A 21,217-nucleotide genomic window follows, 5' to 3' on the forward strand; every position below is an offset into this window, starting at 1 on the left:
ATTCGATGGAGAAGACTGTGTACTCGTACCCCCTGCACCCCGAATGCCCGGACGTCCAGCGACTGGCCGACAACCCGGTCGAGGCGCTGCTGCGTGCGGAGGCCGACGTCGTCGCGGCGGAGAACGCCGCCGAGGCGGACCGCTACCGCCGGCTGGAGGAGCTGGAGGAGGCCCAGCAGGACGGGCGGGGCGTCACCCGGCGTACCTTCGTCGCCGGCGCGGCGGCCACCGCCACCGCACTGGCCACCGCCCAGTTCGTCACCACCTCGGCCTCCTTCGCGGCGACCAAGACCGGCACCCTGATCCACGTCTTCCTCTACGGCGGGCTGGACGGGCTGAGCCTGGTCGCCCCGGACGGCGACCCGGTGCTCACCAAGAGCCGCCCCGACCTGCTGCTCGGCAACGACTCGCTGGCCCTGGGCCGGGGCTTCAAGCTGACCAGCGCCTTCGCCCCGCTGGAGCAGTGGCTCAAGGCCGGTCAGCTCGGCTTCGTCCCGGCGGTCTCCGACCCGCGGCTGTCCCGCAGCCACTTCCAGGCCGCGGACGCCTGCAACCTGGGCGGCCTGCCCGGCGAGACCGGCGGTCGGGGCTGGCTGGACAGCCTGGTGGACACGCTCGGCAAGGGCACCGCCTTCCGCAGCGTCGGCATCGGCAGCACGCTGCCCCGCTCGCTGGTCGGCGTGAACGGCGCGATCTCCCTCAACAACGTCGGTGAGCTGCGGCTCAACGGCGACGACAAGTACCGGGCCGCGACCGAGAAGGCGATCCGGGGGCTCTTCACCGGGATCAACCACCCGGTCGAGGAGGCGGTCCTGGAGGGGATGGGCGCGCTGGCCACCGCGCAGAAGCTCGCCGCGAAGCCGTACCAGGCGGCGGCCGGGGTGAAGTACGAGGGCGTCGGCGGCGCCTTCCAGCAGCTCGCCCAGCTGATCAAGGGCGGCGCGAACGTCCGGGTCGCCACGGTCGGCATGGGCGGTTACGACACCCACGAGAACCAGGGCACCCAGGACGGCGGGAACCTGTGGCGCAAGCTCAACGAGCTGGCCACCGCGCTGGCCGCGTTCTTCACCGACCTCGGTGACCGGTCCGCGGACGTGACGGTCATGGTGACCAGCGAGTTCGGTCGCCGGGTCGCCTCCAACCGGGGCGGCACCGACCACGGGCACGGTGGGGTGGTCACCATCCTGTCGGGGCGTAAGCTCGCCGGGTCCCTGCTGGGGACGTGGAACGGGTTGAACGAACTGGACTCGGGCGACGTACCTGAGTACAACAACATGTTCAACGTCTACGGGTCCGTGGCGCAGGGGCGGTTCGGGCTGACGACCGCGGAGGTGGACAAGGTGTTCCCGCGACAGAAGTACACCCCGATGAAGCTGTACGCGTGACGTATCAGGACATCTCGGCCAGCGGCCGTCGTGCGGGGACGAACTCCCCGTACGGCGGCCGTTCGGCTGCCCCCGTACCCCCGCCCGGGCTGCCGCGGCGCGGACCCGGCGGCCGGCGGGCGCTCGCCGCCCTGTTCTGGCTCGGCCTGGTGGCCGCGGTGCTGCCGTGGTGGTTCGACACCCCGGCCGGCTCGCTCGCCGGCCGCACCGACCTGCTCACCGCGGCCGGCCGGATCACCGGCCTGGTCGCCGGCTACCTGCTGCTGGTGCAGGTGCTGATGATGAGCCGGGTCGGCGTGCTGGAACGCTGGATCGGTGGGGAACGCCTCTCCCGGCTGCACCGCGACCTCGGCGCCACCCTGCTCGTCGCGGTGCTCGCCCACCTGTCGCTGATCGTGGTCGGCTACGCCGGGCTGGAGCGCAAGTCCCTCCTCGGTGAGGTCGGCTCGCTGCTCGGCAACTACGAGGACATGGTCTCCGCCTTCGTCGCCGCCGGGATCCTGCTGACGGTCGGGCTCACTGGCATCCGGGCGATCCGCACGGTGCTGCCCTACGAACTCTGGTACCACCTGCACCTCACCAGCTACGCCGCGCTGCTGCTCGGCTTCGGCCACCAGTTCAGCAACGGCGCCCAGCTCTTCGAGCCCGGACCGGTCCGCACCGGCTGGATCGCCGGCTACCTGCTGGTGCTGGCCGCGCTGGTCTGGGGGCGGGTGGTCGCGCCGCTGCACTTCAACCTCCGGCACCGGCTCCAGGTCGCCGACGTGGTGGCGGAGAGCCCCGACACCATCTCGATCTATCTGACCGGTCGGCGGCTCAACCAGATCGACATGCTGGGTGGGCAGTACTTCCGGTGGCGCTTCCTGAACGCCGGCGGCTGGTGGCAGTCGCACCCGTTCTCGCTCTCGGCCGCCACCAACGGCCGCTGGCTGCGGCTGACCGTCAAGGTGGTCGGCGCGCACACCGCCGACCTGCGCGACCTGCGGCCCGGCACCCGGGTCTGGGCGGAGGGCCCCTCCGGCACCTTCACCGCCGCGCACCGCACCCGGGAGCGGGCGTTGCTGATCGCCGGGGGCAGCGGCATCGCCCCGCTGCGGGCGATGCTGGAGGAGTTGCCGCCCGGCGCGGCGCTGATCTATCGCGCGCGCACCCCGGCCGACGTGCTCCTGCACCAGGAGCTGGACTGGCTGGCCCAGGCCCGGCAGACCTCCGTGTGGTACGTGATCGGTTCCCGCAACGACTCCGGGCCCCGGCAGGTGATGAGCCCCGAGGGGCTGCGCCGGCTGGTGCCCGACGTGACCCGCCGCGACGTCTACCTGTGCGGGCCGGCCGGGCTGGTCGACGAGGCCGTCCGGGCGCTGCGCCGCACCGGCGTGCCCCGCCGGCAGATCCACCTCGCCACCTTCGAGCTGTAGAGAGGCACTCCCGTCATGCGTCGCGCCGTCCTCGCGATCACCGGCCTGGCCGCCAGCACCACCGCCCTGGTGGTGCTCAAGGGCTCCCCGGGGGCCAGCCAGGTCGCCCAGGAGCGCCCCGCCGGCCAGGCGCCGGTGGTGCCCGGGGGCACCGTGCCGCCCACGTCGGGGGTCACCCCCACCCCGGGAGCCGCCGCGTCGGCACCGACCCCGGAGGCGTCCCGGTCGGCCCGGCCGAGCCGGACCCCGACGACGAAGCGGAGCGGCACCGCCCCGGCGACGACAGCCGCACCGAGGACCACCACCACCGCCCCGAAGCCGGCCACCCGCACCATCACCGGCCCGGTGGTCAAGTACGGGCAGGACCCGGCCAAGGGGGACGTCTACGGCTCGCTCCAGGTGCGGATCACCCTCTCCGGCACCCGGATCGTGGACGCGACGGCCATCGGCATGCCGGTGGGCGGCCAGTCCGGGCTGCGCGCCGACGACGTGCAGGCCCGCTACAGCGGCACCTCCGGCGAGGTGGTGGCGAAGCAGAGCGCCAACCTGAACACCGTCTCGGGGGCCACCTACACCAGCAACGCCTACAAGCAGTCGCTCCAGGCCGCGATCGACAAGGCCTGACCCGGATGACCCGGCCCGGTCCGTCGGCCCGTCCCGGCCTGCGCCGGGTCGAGCAGGTCATGGGTACGGCGATCAGCCTCGACCTGGCCGACGACCTGCCCGCCGCCACGCTGCGGGAGCTGGCCGACGACACCTTCGCCTGGCTGCACGAGGTGGACGCCCGGTTCAGCACCTACCGGGACGACAGCGAGGTGTGCCGCCTCGACCGGGGTGAGCTGCCGCTCGCGGACGCCTCCGCCGACCTGCGCACGGTGGTGGAGCGCTGCGCCGACCTGTGGGCCGCCACCGACGGGTTCTTCGACGCGTACGCCACCGGCCGGTTCGACCCGTCGGGTTACGTCAAGGGCTGGTCGGCGCAGGTCGCCTCGGACCGGCTCCGCGCCGCCGGGGCGGCCAACCACTGCCTGAACGCCGGCGGTGACGTGCGGGTACGCGGCCGGTCGGCGACCGGTGAACCGTGGCGGATCGGCGTCCGGCACCCCTGGGACCCGGCCGCCACCTGCCTGGTGCTCACCGGCACCGACCTGGCGGTCGCCACCTCCGGGGTCTACGAGCGCGGCCACCACGTGGTGGATCCCCGCCGGGGCGTACCGGCGCAGGGTCTGCGCTCGGTCACCGTGGTCGGCGCCGACCTGGGCGTGGCGGACGCGTACGCCACCGCCGCCGTGGCGATGGGGGCCGCCGGCATCGGTTGGCTGGACCGCCTCCCCGACCACCGCCACGCCGTCGTCACCGACGACGCCCGCCTCCTCACCTCCCGCACCCTCCCCCTCACCGACTGACCCCGCGCCCGCCCCAGCCTCCCCGGCCCTCCGGGTTTCCCCAGCCCTCCGGCCTCTCCCCGGTTGATCATGAGGTTAGCGTCGCTGTGGATCTCCCAGAGTGACGCTAACTCCATGATCACTGGGCCGCGCCGGGTCGGGCGCGGGCCGCGCCGGGTCGGGCCGCGCCGGGCGGAGCGCGAGCCGGGCCGGGTCGGGTCGGGCGCGGACCGGGCTCGGTGGAGGCCGGGGCCGGGGCCGGGGCCGGGTGGTGCCGGGCCCGGCGGGTGGGAGCGGCGGGGGCGGGTCAGCGTGGGGGGCGGTAATTGGTGGCGGGGCGGGAGAACGGGGGGCGGGGGCGGCCGGGGCGGGCGCCCGGCGGGCGGGTGCCGGCCCAGCGCCGGAACCGGCGGTGGTGCCGTGGCGGCTCGGTGCCGTCGGTGTGCCGTGCCGCGTCGTCCCTGGACATCTCTACCCCCGCTCAAGGCGCCGAGCGCGCCGTCACCGGTTCAACGAGGGCGGCACCGCCGGGGTCGCTGTCGGGCTGCCGTCGTTCACCAGCCGCGCCGGGGCAGCGGGAGATGGCCGGGGAGCAGGTCGGACGTGAGCCGCACCCCGGCCGCGCGTAACGCGTCGATCAGCGCGTTCTGCACCAGGTACGAGTCGGGCAGCTGCCAGCGGGCCTGCTCCGGGGCGACCACCCAGCGGACCGTCCCCTCGGGCAGCCGGGTCGGGGGTGCCGCGATCCACGAGCCGGGGCCGTGCCGGACCACGTGGAAGCAGTGCTCCAGCTCGGGGCGGAGCGGGTCGCCGGGGCGGACCAGGAACATCCACCGCCCGGTCGGGGTGACCAGCACCGGTCCGCGTACGCCCGTGCCGGCCGGGTGGGTGGCGACGGCGGTCAGCACCCGCCGGCCGAGGTGGGCCGGGACCTCCAGCACGTCGAAGGCGCGTCCGGTGGGCAGCAGCACCCCGTGCGGTCGGCTGCGCCACCAGGTGGCCACCCGGGCCGGGTCGGTGCTGGCGGCGTGCTCCCAGTTCTCCAGCGCCGGATGGCAGCCCACGGTGGGACAGCCGGCCCGGCCGCAGACGAAGCGGCTGTTGGCCAGGCAGGCCCCGGGGGTGACCTGCCAGCCGTGCGCGGCGTAGCGCACCGCCACCCGACGCAGCCGGACCCGCTCCAGGGGCGACAGGTGAGTGACGCGCGGTACGACGTTCCCCCACATGTGTCCGTCTCCTCTCGTCCTGATCGACCGGTTCCCATGTCACACGTCGAGCGCCGTCACTGCCGTAACCCACGGTCGTTGAGTTGACGAACGGCTCATGCAACTTGCACGAAAACTACGAGGACTGGCTGTACGGCTGACGTACAGACTGTGCGACCAGCGAAAACCTGAAGACCTACGGGCAGAGCCGGTCACCGACCCGGGGAGCGCCACCGGGGTCGGGGGAGGGACGGGACGATGGACGAGTTGCCCATAGGCCGGCGGGTGGCGTACTGGCGGGGCCGGCGCAAGATGTCGCAACAGGTCTTCGCCGACCGGTTGGGCAAGTCCAAGAGCTGGGTGGACAAGGTCGAGCGCGGGGTGCGCCGGCTGGACAAGTTCTCCGTCCTCCACGAGATCGCCGACATCCTCACCGTCGACGTGCAACTGCTGCTCGGCAAGGACCCGGAGCGGCGTACCGACGCGTTGAACTGCATCGACCAGGTCGAGGTCGAGGAGATCCGGGCCGCCCTGGAGCGGTACGACTCGATGAGCGCGTACTTCGACGCCGCGCCGTACCCGCCGCCGCTGTCCGACATGCGCAAGGCGGTCAACCACGCCTGGCTCACCTACCAGTACGGCCGCTACGGCATGCTCACCCGCGCCCTGCCCAAGCTGCTGCGCGACGCCCAGGCCGGCGACGCCGGGTACGGCGGCGACCAGGCCCGGGAGGCCGCCCACCTGCTCGGGCAGGTCTACCAGATCGCCTCCTCGGTGCTGCGCAAGCTCGGCGAGTGCGACCTGGCCTGGCTGGCCGCCGACCGCTCGATGGCGGTCGCCCAGCGGGCCGACGACCCGCTGCTGGCCGGCATCGCCACCACCCGGGTCTGCAACGCCCTGGTCGCCATGGGCCGGGCCCGACCGGCCCTCGAACTCAACGTCACCATCGCCAACCGGCTCGCCCCCGGTGGCGGCAACGACGCCTCCCCGGGCCGGCTCTCGGTCTACGGCATGCTGCTGCTCCAGGGTGCGATGGCTGCCTCCCGGATCGGCGACTCGGCCACGGTGGACGACCTGCTCACCGGGGCGCAGGAGGCGGCGACGCTGCTCGGCGGCGACCAGAACCACTACTGGACGTCGTTCGGCCCGACCAACCTGGAGCTGCACCGGGCCGCGGCCGCGGTGGAGCTCGGTGACGGCGGCCGGGCGGTGGAGATCCACCACCGGATCTCCGAGCCGGCGTTCAACGCGCTCCTGCCCGAGCGGCGGGCCCACCACCTGCTGGACATCGCCCGTGGCTACACCCAGCTCGGTGACGTGGCCAACGCGGGGGAGATGCTGCTGCGCGGCGACCGGCTCGCCCCGTCCGAGATCCGCTGCCGGCCGATCGCCCACGAGGTGATGTCGGACGTGCTCCGTCGCACACGGGGTGCGCCGCCCGCGCCGATCGCGGAGTTGGCTGAGCACATGGGAGTGGGAGTGTGAGCGGGCACCGGCAGGTGCTCTATGTGATCGTCTGCGGTTCGCCGCTGGCGCGCCAGGTGGGTCGGCTCGTGGAGCTGGCCCAGCAGGACGGTTGGGACGTCTGCGTGGTCACGACGCCGGACGGCGCCAAGTTCGTGGACCGGACGGCGCTGGCCCGGCAGACCGGCCACCCGGTCCGCAGCCACTACAAGAACCCGGGCGACCCGGACGTGCTGCCCCCGGCGGACGCGATGCTGGTCTGCCCGGCGACGTTCAACACGGTCAACAAGTGGGCGGTCGGCATCACCGACACCCTCGCCCTCGGGCTGCTGACCGAGGCGCAGGGCGCGGGGGTGCCGATCGCCGCGGTGCCGTACACGAATGCGGCGATGGCCACCCACCCGGCGTTCCGGGCGAGCCTGGCCCGGCTGCGGGAGTGGGGGGTGACGGTGGTCTTCGGTGAGCACGTCGTCCCGTTGCACCCGCCGGGCACCGGCGAACGGCACCAGGACGCCTTCCCCTGGGCCGCCGCCCTGGCGGCCCTGCCCGGCGTACGCCGTTCCGCCGTCCCGGTCGCCTGAGGTGCGGGCGGGGCCCTCGGGTCGGCGCGACTCGCCACACCGCGGGCCCCGCTCGTCAACCGAGGGCGTGACGCGCGCCCCGCGCCGGTAAGCTGGCCGGCCGTGAGGACAACCGCAACCCCGCCCACGGTGGCCGACGTGGTGGCCGTGCTGGACCGCCGCTTCCCACCCGGCTGGGCGGAGGAGTGGGACCGGGTCGGCCTGGTGCTCGGCGACCCCGCCACCCCGGTACGCCGGATCGCCTGCGTGGTCGACGTGGTGCCGGAGACGGTCGCCGAGGCGCTGGCCGCCGGGGTCGACATGATCGTCGCGCACCACCCGCTGCTGCTGCGCGGGGTCTCCTCGGTGGCCGCCACGACGTTCAAGGGGCGGATCGTCCACCAGCTGATCAAGGCCGACGTGGCACTGCACGTGGCCCACACGAACGCCGACGTGGCGAACCCGGGTGTCTCCGACGCCCTCGCCGCCCGGTTCGGCCTGACCGGGCTGCGCCCGCTGCACCCGCCCCGGTCCGGCTCGCCGGCCGACGGCGAGGGTCGGGGCATCGGCCGGATCGGCGAGCTGCCCACCCCGATGACCCTCGCGGAGCTGACCCGGCACGCCGCCGCGGTGCTCCCCGTCACGGCCTGGGGAGTTCGCGCCGCCGGGGATCCCGGGCGTATGGTTCGTACCCTCGCCGTCAGCGGTGGCTCGGGGGACAGTTTCCTCGCCGAGGCGACCGCCGCCGGGGTCGACGCGTTCCTCACCGCCGACCTGCGTCACCACCCCGCCGGCGAGCACCTCGCCGCCGGTGGCCCCGCTCTGCTGGACGCCGCCCACTGGGCGACCGAACGACCCTGGTTGGACGACCTGGCCGCCCACCTGCGGGACGCCCTGGGCGTCGAGACCGTGGTGTCCGACCTGGACACCGACCCGTGGACCGTGCACGCCGTCGCACCCCGTCCCGACGACAAGGAGCCCCGCCCGTGAAGGCTGACCCGAAGGTCCAGCGCCGCCTGCTCGACCTCCAGTCGATCGACACCGCCCTCGCCCAGCTGGCCCACCGCCGCCGGACGCTGCCCGAGCGGGCCGAGCTGGAGGCCCTCGCCCGGGACCTCTCCGCGCTGGAGGACGAGCGGGTCCGCGCCCAGGTCGCCGTCGACGACCTGGACCGGGACATCACCCGGCTGGAGAAGGACGTCGAGCAGGTCCGGGCGCGCAAGAGCAAGGACGAGAACCGCCTGGCCGGCGGCGGCATCCCGGCGCGGGAGCAGGAGGCGCTCCAGCACGAGCTGGCGTCGCTGAACCGCCGGCAGGGCGACCTGGAGGACGCCGAGCTGGAGCTGATGGAGCAGCGGGAGACCGCGCAGGGCGTCCTCGACGGGGTCGAGCGGCGGATCGCCGAGGCCCGGGAGCGGCGCGCCGCCACCGAGCAGCGCCGGGACGACAGCCTCGCCGAGATCGCCCGTGAGGAGGAGTTCAAGCGCTCCGCCCGCCAGCCGCTCGCCGGTGATCTCCCGACCGACCTGGTCGGCCTCTACGACAAGATCCGCGAGGACACCGGGCTCGGCGCGGCGCTGCTCACCGGGGCCCGCTGCGGCGGGTGCCGGCTGGAACTCTCCGGCGCGGACCTGGCCCGGATCCGCAAGGCCGCCCCGGACGACGTGGTCCGCTGCGAGGAGTGCCGACGGATCATGGTGCGTACCAACGAGTCGGGCCTGTAGTCGCCGTGGCGGTGCGCGCGGTCGTCATCGAGGCCGACGGCGGGTCCCGGGGCAATCCCGGTCCCGCCGGTTTCGGCGCGGTGGTCCGGGACTCCGAGACCGGCGAGGTGCTCGCCGAACGCTCCGAGTCGATCGGCACCGCCACCAACAACGTCGCCGAATACCGGGGCCTGATCGCCGGGCTGGAGGCCGCCGCCGAGCTGGGCGCGACCGAGGTCGAGGCCCGGATGGACTCGAAGCTCGTGGTCGAGCAGATGTGCGGCCGCTGGCAGATCAAGCACCCCGGCCTGCGCCCGCTCGCCGCGCAGGCCGCCGGGCTGGTCGGCCGGTTCGCGCAGGTGCGGTTCAGCTGGATCCCCCGGGAACGCAACACGCACGCCGACGCGCTGGCCAACGCGGCGATGGACGTCGCCGCCGGGAAGCCCCCGGCCCGCGCCGTCGTCGCGTCACCCCGGATCGTGGAGCCGCCCCGCGAGGTGGCCGCCCCTGATTCGGCCGCCCGTGCCGCGGCGCGCGAGGTGGCCGCCCGGGCGGCCACCGGCCGCGCCACCGGCACCGACCCGGCCACCACACCGGCCTCCTGGGAGCCGCGCCCGACCGAGGAGGCCACCCGGCTGATCCTGGTCCGGCACGGCGAGACCGAGCGGACCGTGCAGAAGCGCTACTCCGGCCGCGGCGACGTGCCGCTGACCGAGCGGGGCCGGGCCCAGGCCCGGGCCAGCGCCGCCCGGGTGGCCGCGCTCGCGCCGTCCGTCGCGGCCGTGGTCAGTTCCCCGCTGTCCCGGTGTACGGCCACCGCCGAGGCGATCGCCGCGGTCGTCGGCAACCCGCCGGTACGCACCGACGACGACCTGATCGAGTGCGACTTCGGCCTCTGGGAGGGGCGGACCTTCGCCGAGGTGCGCGACGGTTGGGCGGGTGAGCTGGACGCCTGGCTCGCCTCCACCCGGATCGCTCCGCCCGAGGGGGAGTCCTTCGTCGCCGTCGCCGAGCGGACCGCCCGCGCCGTCGACCGCCTGCGTACGGCGTACCCCGGGGAGACCGTCGTGGTGGTCTCGCACGTCTCCCCGATCAAGCTCGTGCTGCGCGACGCCCTCGCGGCCACCGACGCCTTCCTCCACCGCCTCTACCTGGACACCGCCGGCATCTCCCTGCTCGACCTGTACCCCGACGGCGGCGTCGCCGTCCGCCTGGTCAACGACACCGCCCACCTCTGACACCTCCCCCCTCCCGTTCCCCCGCACTTTCACGGAAAGAGTGGCCATTCCGCCGAGAATGGCCACTCTTTCCGTGTATTCGCGGCCGGGGGAGGGGTGGGAGGGGGGAGGGGGAGGGGTGGGGCCGTTCGGCGCAGGTGGGGGGCCGTTCGGCGCATCGGCGAACCCGGGGTGAACGTGACGGGGCTCACAGGGTCGTAGCCTCCGGCCGTCACATGGCGAGTTACGACTTCCCGGAGGTGTGTCACATGGCAGCACCCGAACCGGAGGCGCCGACCACGGCGCGATCCAGGGCGAAGGACCACAGCCCCTGGAACTGGTTGCTCTTCATACCGATCGTGGTGCCGCTGATCCCGGCCTTCTTCAACGCCGACTCACCCCGACTGTTCGGGTTCCCGCGCTTCTACTGGCTGCAACTGGCCTGGATCATCCTCGGCGTGGCCACCACCACGCTGGTCTACCAGATGACCAAGAAGCGGGGTGAGCACTGATGTGGCGTGACCACCTGACCGAGATCATCGTCTTCACGTTCCTCTTCCTGCTGGTCAGCGCGATGGGCTTCGTGGCGGCCCGGTGGCGTGCGCCGCGGGACATGGCGCACCTCGACGAGTGGGGGCTGGGCGGCCGCAACTTCGGCGGCTGGATCACGTGGTTCCTGATCGGCGGCGACCTCTACACCGCGTACACCTTCGTGGCGGTGCCGGCGCTCGTCTTCGGCGCGGGCGCGATGGGCTTCTTCGCGGTGCCCTACACGATCGTCATCTATCCGATGGTCTTCCTGGTGCTCTGCCGGCTCTGGTCGGTGTCGCACCGGCACGGCTACGTCACCCCGGCGGACTTCGTCCGCAACCGGTTCGACTCGCCGATCCTGGCGCTGCTGGTGGCGATCACCGGCATCGTCGCGACCATGCCGTACATCGCGTTGCAGCTGGTCGGCATCGAGTCGGTGCTCAAGACGATGGGCGTGACCGGCGACAACGCCCTGGCCCGGCACCTGCCGATCATCATCGCGTTCGCCATCCTGGCCGCCTACACCTACCAGTCCGGGCTGCGCGCCCCGGCGCTGATCGCCTTCGTCAAGGACTCGCTGATCTACATCGTGATCCTGGTGGCGGTCATCTACCTGCCGTACAAGCTGGGCGGCTGGGGGAGCATCTTCGACGCCGCCGACGCCAAGTTCAAGGCGTCACCCGCGCCCGGGGACGGCATCCTGCTCAACGCCAACAACCAGCTCCAGTACGTCACCCTGGCGTTCGGGTCGGCGCTGGCGCTCTTCCTCTATCCGCACAGCATCACCGGCGTGCTCTCCAGCCGGAACCGTGACGTGATCAAGCGGAACATGTCGGCGCTGCCGGCGTACAGCCTGCTGCTCGGGTTGATCGCGCTGCTCGGCTACATGGCGATCGCGGCGAAGGTGAAGCCGCTGCCGGGGGCAACCGCGGGCAGTGTGGACAGCAACACGGTGGTGCCGTTGCTGTTCGACCAGCAGTTCCCGGACTGGTTCGCCGGGGTGGCGTACGCGGCGATCGGCATCGGCGCGCTGGTGCCGGCGGCGATCATGTCGATCGCGGCGGCGAACCTCTTCACCCGCAACATCTACAAGGAGTACCTGAAGCGGGACGCCAGCCCGGCGCAGGAGGCGCAGGTCTCGAAGATCACGTCGCTGCTGGTCAAGGTGGGCGCGCTGGCGTTCATCATCTTCCTGGACCCGCAGTTCTCCATCGACCTCCAGCTCATCGGCGGCGTGATCATCCTCCAGACGCTGCCGGCGGTGGCGCTGGGCCTCTACACCCGCTGGTTCCACCGGTGGGCCCTGATCGGCGGCTGGGTGGCCGGCATGGGCATGGGCATGTGGATGCTCTATCAGATCGCCAACCCGGTGACCGGCAAGAAGCACTTCGCCGGCTCGGCCTTCCCGCTGTCGGAGTTCGGCTTCGACACCAAGAAGACGATCTATGTCGGCATCGTGGCGGTGCTGGTCAACCTGGCGGTGGCCGCGCTGCTGACCCTGGCCCTGCGGGCCGGGAAGGTCGCCGACGGGGTGGACCACACCCGGCCGGACGACTACTTCGCCGACGAGGGCGACCCCCGGGTCGTCCCCGGCACCGACCGCGACGCCGACTCCGCCCGCGAGCCCGTCGCCTGAGGTGAGTGGAAGGGGCCCCCGGCGACGAGCCGGGGGCCCCTTCAGCGCGTCGACCGGGAGCGGTTGCGGGAATTCAGCGCCTCGTTGAGCCGGCGCAGCAGCTCCGCCAGGGTGTCCCGGTCGCCCTCGTCCCAGGCGGCGAGGATCTCACCGTAGAGCCGGGTGCGGGCCGCCTGCACGGCGGCCATCCGCTGGAGGCCGGCGGCGGTGGGGGAGATGACGGTGCCGCGTCCGTCCGCCGGGTCGGGGGTACGCGCGATCAGGCCGTCCCGCTGCATCGCCGAGACCTGCCGGGTGACCGTGGAGCCGTCCAGGTTGAGCGTGGCGGCGAGCGCGGAGACGTTCTGCGGCCCGGCCGTGTCCAGGTGCCGGAGGATCACGTACGCCGCCCGGTCGAGCACCCGGTGCTCGGCGGTGCCGGTGGCCCGTCGGGTGGCCTCGCCGAAGCGCATCAGCAGGGCCACCTCGGTCTCGATCCGGCCCAGGGTGATCTCGTCCGGCAGCGGTCCGCTCGTGTGGTCGTCCGTCATAGCTGTATGATACAACAGAATTACCTGTACGATACAGCTATCTGTCTGGAGGCGCGGAGTGGATCGGCGATCCGAACCCAACCGCAGTGCCATCTACGCCACCACGCTGGTGGCCTTCCTCGCCATCGCCGGCATCGCCGTGGTGGACCCGATCCTGCCCGCCATCGGTGAGGCGATCGGAGTCACTGCCTGGCAGGTCGAGCTGCTCTTCACCGCGTACATCGCGGTGATGGCGGTCGGCATGATCCCGGCGACCCTGGCCAGCGGCCGATTCGGCTTCAAGCCGGTGCTCATCACCGGCGTCTCGGTGGTCGGTGTGGCCGCCATCCTCGCGTCGTTCAGCAACAACATCGTGCAGCTGTCGGTGCTGCGGGGCGTGTGGGGGCTGGGCAACGCGATGTTCTTCGCCACCGCGATGGTGGTGCTGGTCAACCTCGCCGTCGACCGGGAATGGGTGGTCGGCCTCTTCGAGACCGCGCTCGGGCTCGGCTTCGCCGTCGGGCCGCTGATCGGTGGCCTGCTCGGGCACGTGAGCTGGCGACTGCCGTTCTTCGTCTGCGGCGTCTTCATGGTGCTGGCGCTGGTCGTCGCCGCCCGCAAGCTCCGCGAGCCGACCAACCGGCAGGCCCCCGTACGCGTCGGCCAGATCTTCGCCACCTACCGCAAGCCGGCGTTCATCGCGCTCTGCGTGGTCACCGGCGCCTACAACTTCGTCTTCTTCGTGGTGCTCGGCTACACCCCGCTCTTCCTGCACCTCGACGTGGTGCCGCTGGGGCTGGCCTTCACCGCCTGGGGCCTCGGCCTGGCCGCCGGCATCCTGGTGATCGGGCACCGGCTCGCCCACCGGATCGGCGCGGTACAGACCGTCGGTGTCGCCATCGTCGGCCTGCTCGCCTGCATGGCCCTCTTCGCCACCTCGCACTCCACCGCCCGTTCGCTGGTGGTGCTGGTGCTCGCCGGCCTCTGCATGGGCCTGGCCAACGCCAACCTCACCGACCTGGCGCTCGGCCTCGGCTCCAGCGACCGCCGGGTCGCCACCGGGGCGTTCAACCTGGTCCGCTGGGGCGCCGCCGCACCGGCGCCGATCATCTCCGGCAAGCTCGCCGAGCACGGCCTCGCCCTGCCGTTCTGGGTCGGCTTCGGCGTCCTCGCCGTGGGCGTGCTGGTCTATCTCGCCTTCGGGCACGTGATGGCCGCCGGTTACGGCGAGCGGGTGGTGTGGAACCGGGCCGCCCGTCAGGCCGAGCACGCTCCGGAGGAGCCGGTCGGCGAGGCGTACTGACCGACGCGCGGACCGCCCCGGCGCTGCGGCGTCGGGGCGGTGCGTCGGCTCAGCGCAGCGCGCGCCACAGCAGGTAGAGCCCGATGACCGTGCCGAAGACGACGATCAGGGTCTTCAGCACCACCGGCGGCAGCCGGCGGACCAGCCGGGCACCCGCGTACCCGCCGACCAGGGTGGCCGGCGCGACCACCGCGACGGCCGCCCAGTTCACCGGGCCGAAGAGGGCGAACACCACCAGCGTGGTCAGCCCCACCACGGCGGAGAGCAGGTTCTTGATCGCCGACACCCGGGCCAGCGTCGCGTCCAGCACCAGGGCCAGCCCGGCGACCAGCATCACGCCGAGCGCCGCGCCGAAGTAGCCGCCGTACACCGTGCCGACCGCGACCATCGCCTGCACCGTGACGGTGCGGCGGCGCGGGCGCAGGTCGGCCGGATGGCCGACCAGCCGGCGCAGCGGATCCTGGAAGGCCAGCACGGCGGTCGCGCCCAGCACCAGGAACGGCACCACCAGCTCGAAGGCCCGCGCCGGTGTGGCCAGCAGCAGAACGCAGCCGACGACCGTGCCGAGCACGGCGGTGGGCAGCAACGGCCACAGTTGCCGCCCGGGCGGCAGATCCGCCCGGCTGCCCGCGACGCTGGCGACGTAACCGGGGAAGACCGAGACCGAGTTGCTGACGTTCGCCGCCACCGGGGGCAGGCCGACCGCGATCAGCGCCGGGAAGGTGATCAGGGAACCACCGCCGGCCACCGCGTTCACCGTGCCCGCGGCGAGACCGGCGGCCACCAGGAGTACGGCGTCGGAGATGTTCATGGTCCCCAGAGGCTAGCCCGGCCGACCGGCCTGCGCAGGAGCAGCCGGCCGGGGCGGGCCCGGCAATGGAGCCCCGCTCGTCAGTCGCCGGCCGGGGGCGCCCCGTCCGCATCTGATGCGGCGCTCAATACCGGAATCGGTGCTCCGGCGTGGCGGGGCGGTCCACCGGGGCGGAAATGGCGGTGCCGTCCACGTCGTTAGGATGAGGGCGCGACGGACGAGTCGACCGGGCGGTCGCGTCGACGGGCTCCGGCCCGTCGCCGAGGAACGTCCGGACTCCACAGGGCAGGGTGGTTGTTAACGGCAACCCGGGGCGACCCGCGGGACAGTGCCACAGAAAACAGACCGCCGACCCCAACGGGGACGGTAAGGGTGAAACGGTGGGGTAAGAGCCCACCAGCATCCCGGGTGACCGGGATGGCTCGGTAAACCCCACCCGGAGCAAGGCCAAGCAAGGGCCGTCACCGCAAGCTGACGACCCGGCGCAGACGCTTGAGGGCTGCCCGCCCGATGTCTGCGGGTAGGCCGCTGGAGCCTGCCGGCGACGGCAGGCCGAGATGGATGGCCGCCGCCGACGCGCCCTCGGGCGCGTCGGTCACAGAATCCGGCGTACAGGTCGACTCGTCCGTCGCCCACCAGGTCAGCCGCCCTCATGTGGTAGCTGACCTGCTGTTTCTTCGGGTGCTACTGGTTGTCCTCGGTCATCTTTGGTCGGCGTTTGACGGCCTGGCAGCGGCCCAGACGGCCCAATGGCGGCCCAGCCGGCCCCATGCCTGTAGGGCGTTGCCGGCGAGAGCCGTAGAGCGTCCGCCGATGTCCACTGGGCCCGGCCCGGAGGCGGACACCTGTCCCCACTGATCCGACGCCGGCTGCCACCGTTGATGTCAACGGCTGATGTCAGGTCGCCTATCGAAGCGAGGAGGGGGACTTACATCAGGGGAGCGGTCTCAGGCTACGGGCCGGGTGCCCGCTCGCTTCGGCCCGTGCAGGCCGCAGGTGACGAGAGTCGTCGATTTGGTGGGCGCTGATGGCCGCCGTTAGTTGGCCTGTAAGGGCTCGTGCTCAACTCACCCTCCTATGCCCCCGGCCGACCACTCCTCGAATCGCTTAACAATCTCTTGCCATGTCATATCTCGACGCTCGACACGAACAGCCAACTTTACTTGGGCGGGAAAAGGAGTGGAATCACTGGAGTAAATCGTCGCGTCAAAGAGAACGTCACAGTCAGATTCGGCGTTGATCCAGAAAGCGTGCTCTGTAACTACAGTGCGTTGCGCCTGCACGACGGGCAATTCAAGTTCCATGCGCCACTCATCGGGACGGCTCCGACTCACATTGAACTTGGACGAGGGGCGGAGAAATGGCTGACTAATGGAAATATTGCCAGTAATCATCCCGTAGGATTCTTGATAGCGCTTCGGCGCGCTCAGATTGAAATCAGGAAACACGCCAAGTTCGCCGACCAGTCCGCTAATTCGGGCTTCTACATATAGGTCACGCACGCCTTGATCAGCCAGACCCGTGACAGCCAAGCGCAATGGCCCATAGGCAGGAGACCGACGAAAGTAATCGACGATTTCACGGTAGTAATTCGGGTTTACTCGCTTTGAAATCCCGATCCGTAGGCCCGCATTATCAGGATCTGCCTTATCCTCATCCTCGATGTAATCCGGAATTTCGGTGAGGTTGGAGCACTCGACTCGTGCCAGCGTGACAGTAGCGGGGTTTGGAAGAACTGCCGCCTCCTCCTCTGCCAACGCGAGAGAGACAAGCTTTTTAGTCGCAGATCTTCTTTCGTTGTCGACCGCGTCCTCCGCAACGACTTCCAGCATTTTAATTGCCAATTGCCGTGCAAACTTGTCTCGGAACTCCGAGGTTGAGGAATAGCTTTCAACGAGCCCTCGCGGGTAAGTATTACCTCTGAATTCGCGGAGCCGCCCGTACTCCTCTATGTCGATAGATTCGGGATCGACCTTGGATCTGGAGAAGTAAAGCATCACAGGCTTTCCCGCACCCCCTACGCGTGCGATCTCTTCCGCCGTGCCGCTTTCAGCCTTCCCTGTGGGCGTACCGAGGCGTGTCCAAAATACGCCGACCACCATGTCGCATTGGTCGACAACTTGCCTATTGATGACGGCTTGCGCCCGCGATCCCATTTCTGGGGTTGCATGCGTTTCCCAGCGGAGCGGGAGGAGCACAACGCCGCGATCACGGGAGTTTACGTGATTCCATTCATAAACTACCTCGGCAAGTATCTCCCGCTCCTGGTGAACGTCGCCGGGGGACGCGATCAAGACCTGGAATACCCGCGCATCGAACGGCATTTGTATGACCCCTCCTGGGAGTTGACCCCCCGTCAATGCCCAAGCTGGCTTTAGAACGGGGGCTCCTCGTCGAAATTGCCGCCGCTGGAGGCTTGCTGTGCCTCAAGGCTAGCGACCCAACGTTCGTACGACTTTGAGGTATTCGCCGCCGACATAAGTTCGAAAATATCGGCGTTCGTAAGGCGTCCATCTTTCCCCAGTCTTTCAATGAATCCCCGCATGGCAGAGAAATCGGAGGCTAGGTGGCTCCCAGAACGAGAACGATCGTTAAGGAGCCTTGCTTCGAGCCTTCCAACCGACTCGATGAGCTGTGCGATTCCCTTCTCTTCTGGATCTGCGGAGCCACGCAGGTCCTGAAGATTCAGGGCAAAGGACATGGGAGTCTCGACGGCGGCCCCGGATTCAATTGAAAGAATCGAGTTCCGTATGCGCTCCTTCGCCTCGGCCACGCTATCGAGGTCGCGATGATCGACCAAAATCGTGCGTTGATTTTGAATATCAAAGGGAAGTACCTGCCCGGCCTCAGCGATTTGAATAAAGGGCTTTCGCAGCGCATGTCGCAGCGCAAGCTCATAAAAGACATTCGGATTTAGGTCAGTCAAGTCAGCGATTACCAGGTCGTCGCTCGCGATGCGGTCAATGACCTGGCTCGTAATTTGGCCAGAATGGTCGATGTCGTCCGCTCGGTCTATCTGATAGTTGAATTCCTCGACGATTGGGCGGACTATGTGCCTCAACACCTTGTCGCTTCGCCGTCGTGTATCGCTGTTTGGCAGACCAATCGGCGCGATCATGAAGCAGCGCTTAACCGGCTCCCCAACAGGGTCCTTCATTTCGCCTCCCGCAGTGATAAGGCCAGAGCTAAGCTCTCATGGCCGTTGGCCGCCCCGGCGGGCAAGCCAGGAAGTATGCTCCCTAGAGATGGCTTGCTCTGCATCATCGACAAAGCGCGACCATGGCAGCTCGTCGCCCAGATCCGCAGCCTCCCCGAGCGTGCGCACTAGCGAAACTTCTCTGGCCGTCAAGGCATAGGACTCCGCAAGATTCTGGTGATCTTTCGTCTGAATCCAAGCACTTATGCCAGCCACAATTGCTGCTGCAATACCAAGCATGTCGATTTCAGCAACGCCGAAGGCCTTGAACATACCGAGCAGGACGCCTAAAAGCTGAAGGAATATCGCCAGCGCAAACCAGCGCCTCACACGAGCCTGATTGTAGAATGCCTTGTCTGAGTACCACTTGATTTGGCCATCTAGACGCTCAGTAAGATAGGTAGCGCGACGCACCGCAAGAGGCTGCCGGCGTAGCAGTTCCATTTCATCGGTGATCTGGCTTCCGGCTGTGATGGCCCCCAACTCGATCGCCTTCATAGACCCAACCACTTCCCGCAGACGGCTGAGGAGCAGCTCGGCCGCACCCTGCGGACCAGGCAGGGCGAAGATTCCACCACCTACGCTGTATTGCCAGCAAAGTGTTTTTATTGACTCTGCCGCAGCGCGCCCCTCATACCAGCCGCGCTCCGGCTTGGTGACAAGCAAATAGATAGCAACACCGATGCCAGCCAGAAAAGCTAGGCTAGCCGCCATCCCTCCCAAATCAAAATGATGTCTACCTGCTTCCAGGTCGATATTCGTCGCGCCACCCATGGCCGCGACGATAGCCGCGAGCAAACCAGCAGCCGTTAGTCGGGTAAAGCTGGCTTGGCCCTTCTTTGAGGCCACTTCGGCATCATCAAGCAGGCTTGGGAAATTTCCTTCGACGGGCATTGGCTACGCGCCTATCCAATCCATCGAACAATTTCGTCGATATCCCAGTTGAGAATCATCGCTCTATTGCGGGTAAGGGCGGCCGGCACCCGCTCACCTTTCCTGCTAGAATGCAATCGGATGCCGGCGAGGCGCTTGCCCTGCTCGGCGGCATATTCAATCTCCCAGTCAACCCAAGAGCTCATGTGGGTAGCGGTGCCAATGAGACATACCGTTATGGATGCCGCTCTAATAAGCGGCCTGATTTGTCCCTTGATGTAGGCGGCGTCTGTGCTGTTGTACGGCGTCTTCACGGAATAATCGTCGAACGCTAGCGACAGGTTCTTGTTCCTCGCCTGACCGCGGAACATCCAGACGAGGTCCAAGTCCTCTTCAACAAAGGACAGAAAGACATGTTTGGCCATACTTTCTCCCTTAATCTGGTTAATAACGGCAGTCTCGGCAGCATAGCGGCACCATGAGTGATCCGCTATGAGGGATCTCGGACGGGCTGTAACGGCTAGGACAGGCGTTGCGCGACGAGGCCGTGGTGGGGATGCGGTGCGCGCCTCCGGGCAGGCACCTGGCCTGCCGGCAACGCCGGCCCGAGGGGTCGCAGAGGCTCCAGGGTCAAGGGCGGCCCGCAGGGCCGTCGCGCAGCGACGCGAAGCGCCCTTGACCTTGGAGGGGCGGCCCCGCACACTCCGCGACGCATCCCCACCACGGCCGGCGGTGACTCGCCCTACGGCGCGGCGGTACGACCGCCGCCGCGCCCAGGCCGGCTGCCGGCCCACCAGCTCCACCGCTCAATACCCGTCGTCCTGAGGCGGCCCTCCGGGGCTCCCGCTGTCCGCGCCAGCCGCCGGGCATCCGGCGTGACGGCCGCAGAGCGGCAGCGGCAGCGGCCGTCACGCGCCCAGGCGGCGGCGCGTGCGGCCCGCTCAGGGCCGCCTTGAAGACGTACAGAAACTTTGAACCACCCGCCGGCAGTCGGCCGCCAGTCGGCCGTCGTACTCCGCTCGACGCGACGCGCGGTAACCCCAATTGATGGATTACGCACGGGCCTTGAGCGTGGCGGTTACGAACCGTGACGCCGGCTCTCCACGACGGCTGGTGTGTCAGTGATCCCCTTCTGTCGATGGCGCTTGGCGGTCTGTACTGACGGGATTGGCGAGCCCTTCCTATAGTGGATCCATGCGATGTACAGCACCCAGTCAGGGCCACCGCACCCGCAGCGGTGCCGCTGCATGTCCCGTCCATGGTGGATCGTCGTACCGGTCGTCCTACCCGTCCTATCCGTCCCCGTCGAACTATGCTTCTCCAACCCCGGCCCGCAGCGGAGGCGGAAGCGGGTCCTCTAGTGGCGGCGGTGGCAGTCGGTCGGCGCGGCCTCGGTGGTCGCCAGCAAACTCGCCCGTTGCCTACACCTCTGACGAGGTCGCGGCGCTGGACCGCTATCGCAGCAAGGTCGAGGCGATAGGACCTCGAGCCAAGTCGTACGACCTGTTCCTTTGTCACGCCTGGGACGACCGGCGAGGGATCGCGACTGAGCTGCACAACCTCCTCGAAGCCGAGGACGTGTCGGTCTGGTTCAGCGAGAGGGACATCATCCTCGGCCAGCCGTTCATGCGGGAGATCGACAAGGGCCTGGCCAAGACGCGCATCGGTCTCGTGCTCATCACGCCCGCACTCCTCAGGCGCGTCGAGAGCGGCGGGGTGTCCGAGAAGGAACTCTCGGAACTGCTGTCGCGTGACCTGCTGATCCCTGTCGCGCATGAGGTCACTTACGGGGAGATTCGGTCGGTCAGCCCGCTGCTCGGCTCCCGCAACGGGTTGAGCACGGAGGAGGACTCCCTGGAGGACATCGCCAAGAAGATCGCTGAACTGATCGCCTTGTAACATCCCGGCGCTACTAGTCGGGTAGTGACCATCGACCATGTCGTACCGCGTCCTCGGCCCGCCAGACGTTAGCCAGATCTGCCGCTGACCGGACGTCTTAACCGGCGGCGAGATTGCCCCAGCGA

At 69.6% G+C, this 21,217-nt stretch carries 20 protein-coding genes and 1 other RNA gene; 14 read left to right on the plus strand and 7 right to left on the minus strand.

All coding sequences use genetic code 11. The annotated features are described in order from the left end of the window. Positions 1-5: 5 nt before the first annotated feature. Genes ABUL08_RS01245 through ABUL08_RS01260 form a run of 4 tightly spaced genes read left to right on the plus strand, consistent with a single transcriptional unit; the run spans position 6 to position 4,206 of the window. Entirely contained in the window at positions 6-1,385 is a 1,380-nt protein-coding gene (locus ABUL08_RS01245; protein WP_350933765.1) for a DUF1501 domain-containing protein, read from the plus strand. Continuing rightward, a complete protein-coding gene (locus ABUL08_RS01250; RefSeq protein WP_350933766.1) occupies positions 1,382-2,800 on the plus strand; it encodes a ferredoxin reductase family protein in 1,419 nt (472 codons plus the stop codon). The genes ABUL08_RS01245 and ABUL08_RS01250 overlap by 4 nt, the downstream gene beginning before the upstream one ends. A gap of 15 nt (positions 2,801-2,815) precedes the next feature. Next, complete coding sequence (locus ABUL08_RS01255) at positions 2,816-3,424, plus strand: FMN-binding protein (protein WP_350933768.1); 609 nt, start codon at positions 2,816-2,818, stop codon at positions 3,422-3,424. Positions 3,425-3,483: 59 nt separating this feature from the next. After that, entirely contained in the window at positions 3,484-4,206 is a 723-nt protein-coding gene (locus tag ABUL08_RS01260; RefSeq protein WP_350938427.1) for an FAD:protein FMN transferase, read from the plus strand. A 533-nt stretch (positions 4,207-4,739) separates the two neighbouring features. Here the strand turns inward: ABUL08_RS01260 and ABUL08_RS01265 are convergent. Next, complete coding sequence (locus ABUL08_RS01265; RefSeq protein ID WP_350933769.1) at positions 4,740-5,411, minus strand: bifunctional DNA primase/polymerase; 672 nt, start codon at positions 5,409-5,411, stop codon at positions 4,740-4,742. A 237-nt stretch (positions 5,412-5,648) separates the two neighbouring features. Here ABUL08_RS01265 and ABUL08_RS01270 point away from each other — a divergent pair, with 237 nt between their 5' ends. The 7 genes from ABUL08_RS01270 to mctP all read left to right on the plus strand — a co-directional run bounded on the left by ABUL08_RS01270 (position 5,649) and on the right by mctP (position 12,501). Then, entirely contained in the window at positions 5,649-6,875 is a 1,227-nt protein-coding gene (locus tag ABUL08_RS01270) for a helix-turn-helix domain-containing protein (protein ID WP_350933770.1), read from the plus strand. Further along, positions 6,872-7,435: a flavoprotein gene (locus ABUL08_RS01275; RefSeq protein WP_350933771.1), complete on the plus strand. Its 564-nt coding sequence runs from the start codon at positions 6,872-6,874 to the stop codon at positions 7,433-7,435. Before ABUL08_RS01270 ends, ABUL08_RS01275 begins: the two co-directional genes overlap by 4 nt. A gap of 102 nt (positions 7,436-7,537) precedes the next feature. Continuing rightward, the gene (locus ABUL08_RS01280) at positions 7,538-8,404 is read left to right on the plus strand and encodes a Nif3-like dinuclear metal center hexameric protein (protein ID WP_350933772.1); all 867 of its coding nucleotides are present in this window, start codon (positions 7,538-7,540) and stop codon (positions 8,402-8,404) included. After that, positions 8,401-9,138: a zinc ribbon domain-containing protein gene (locus tag ABUL08_RS01285; protein WP_350933773.1), complete on the plus strand. Its 738-nt coding sequence runs from the start codon at positions 8,401-8,403 to the stop codon at positions 9,136-9,138. The genes ABUL08_RS01280 and ABUL08_RS01285 overlap by 4 nt, the downstream gene beginning before the upstream one ends. A gap of 5 nt (positions 9,139-9,143) precedes the next feature. Next, positions 9,144-10,355, plus strand: coding sequence for a bifunctional RNase H/acid phosphatase (locus ABUL08_RS01290; protein WP_350933774.1), 1,212 nt, complete (start codon positions 9,144-9,146; stop codon positions 10,353-10,355). Positions 10,356-10,603: 248 nt separating this feature from the next. Continuing rightward, positions 10,604-10,846, plus strand: a complete 243-nt coding sequence (locus ABUL08_RS01295) for a DUF3311 domain-containing protein (RefSeq protein WP_350933775.1) — start codon at positions 10,604-10,606, stop codon at positions 10,844-10,846. Continuing rightward, positions 10,846-12,501 (plus strand): monocarboxylate uptake permease MctP, encoded by a 1,656-nt coding sequence (gene mctP, locus ABUL08_RS01300; protein ID WP_350933776.1) that lies wholly within the window; start codon positions 10,846-10,848, stop codon positions 12,499-12,501. The genes ABUL08_RS01295 and mctP overlap by 1 nt, the downstream gene beginning before the upstream one ends. Before the next feature lie 41 nt (positions 12,502-12,542). On the opposite strand, the gene ABUL08_RS01305 is transcribed toward mctP, so the two are convergent. Beyond that, positions 12,543-13,031, minus strand: coding sequence for a MarR family winged helix-turn-helix transcriptional regulator (locus ABUL08_RS01305; RefSeq protein ID WP_350933778.1), 489 nt, complete (start codon positions 13,029-13,031; stop codon positions 12,543-12,545). 58 nt (positions 13,032-13,089) lie between these two features. Here ABUL08_RS01305 and ABUL08_RS01310 point away from each other — a divergent pair, with 58 nt between their 5' ends. After that, positions 13,090-14,313: an MFS transporter gene (locus ABUL08_RS01310; RefSeq protein WP_350933779.1), complete on the plus strand. Its 1,224-nt coding sequence runs from the start codon at positions 13,090-13,092 to the stop codon at positions 14,311-14,313. Between the two features lie 49 nt (positions 14,314-14,362). Here ABUL08_RS01310 and ABUL08_RS01315 read toward each other — a convergent pair whose 3' ends face one another. After that, positions 14,363-15,124: a sulfite exporter TauE/SafE family protein gene (locus ABUL08_RS01315; RefSeq protein ID WP_350933780.1), complete on the minus strand. Its 762-nt coding sequence runs from the start codon at positions 15,122-15,124 to the stop codon at positions 14,363-14,365. A 218-nt stretch (positions 15,125-15,342) separates the two neighbouring features. Here ABUL08_RS01315 and rnpB point away from each other — a divergent pair. Beyond that, positions 15,343-15,752: RNase P RNA component class A (rnpB, locus tag ABUL08_RS01320), an RNA gene on the plus strand. Positions 15,753-16,191: 439 nt separating this feature from the next. Here the strand turns inward: rnpB and ABUL08_RS01325 are convergent. The 4 genes from ABUL08_RS01325 to ABUL08_RS01340 are packed head-to-tail and all read right to left on the minus strand — an operon-like array spanning position 16,192 to position 19,618. Continuing rightward, positions 16,192-17,448, minus strand: a complete 1,257-nt coding sequence (locus ABUL08_RS01325) for a hypothetical protein (RefSeq protein ID WP_350933781.1) — start codon at positions 17,446-17,448, stop codon at positions 16,192-16,194. 50 nt (positions 17,449-17,498) lie between these two features. Beyond that, entirely contained in the window at positions 17,499-18,281 is a 783-nt protein-coding gene (locus ABUL08_RS01330) for a hypothetical protein (RefSeq protein ID WP_350933783.1), read from the minus strand. A 36-nt stretch (positions 18,282-18,317) separates the two neighbouring features. Further along, on the minus strand, positions 18,318-19,214 hold the full coding sequence (locus tag ABUL08_RS01335; protein ID WP_350933784.1) for a DUF4231 domain-containing protein: 897 nt from the start codon (positions 19,212-19,214) through the stop codon (positions 18,318-18,320). An 11-nt stretch (positions 19,215-19,225) separates the two neighbouring features. Continuing rightward, entirely contained in the window at positions 19,226-19,618 is a 393-nt protein-coding gene (locus ABUL08_RS01340) for a TIR domain-containing protein (RefSeq protein ID WP_350933785.1), read from the minus strand. 769 nt (positions 19,619-20,387) lie between these two features. Here ABUL08_RS01340 and ABUL08_RS01345 point away from each other — a divergent pair. Beyond that, a complete protein-coding gene (locus tag ABUL08_RS01345) occupies positions 20,388-21,092 on the plus strand; it encodes a toll/interleukin-1 receptor domain-containing protein (RefSeq protein ID WP_350933786.1) in 705 nt (234 codons plus the stop codon). The last annotated feature ends 125 nt before the right edge of the window (positions 21,093-21,217 follow it).

The sequence above is a fragment of the Micromonospora sp. CCTCC AA 2012012 genome, from assembly GCF_040499845.1.
In the GTDB taxonomy this organism is placed as follows: Bacteria; Actinomycetota; Actinomycetes; order Mycobacteriales; family Micromonosporaceae; genus Micromonospora; species Micromonospora mangrovi.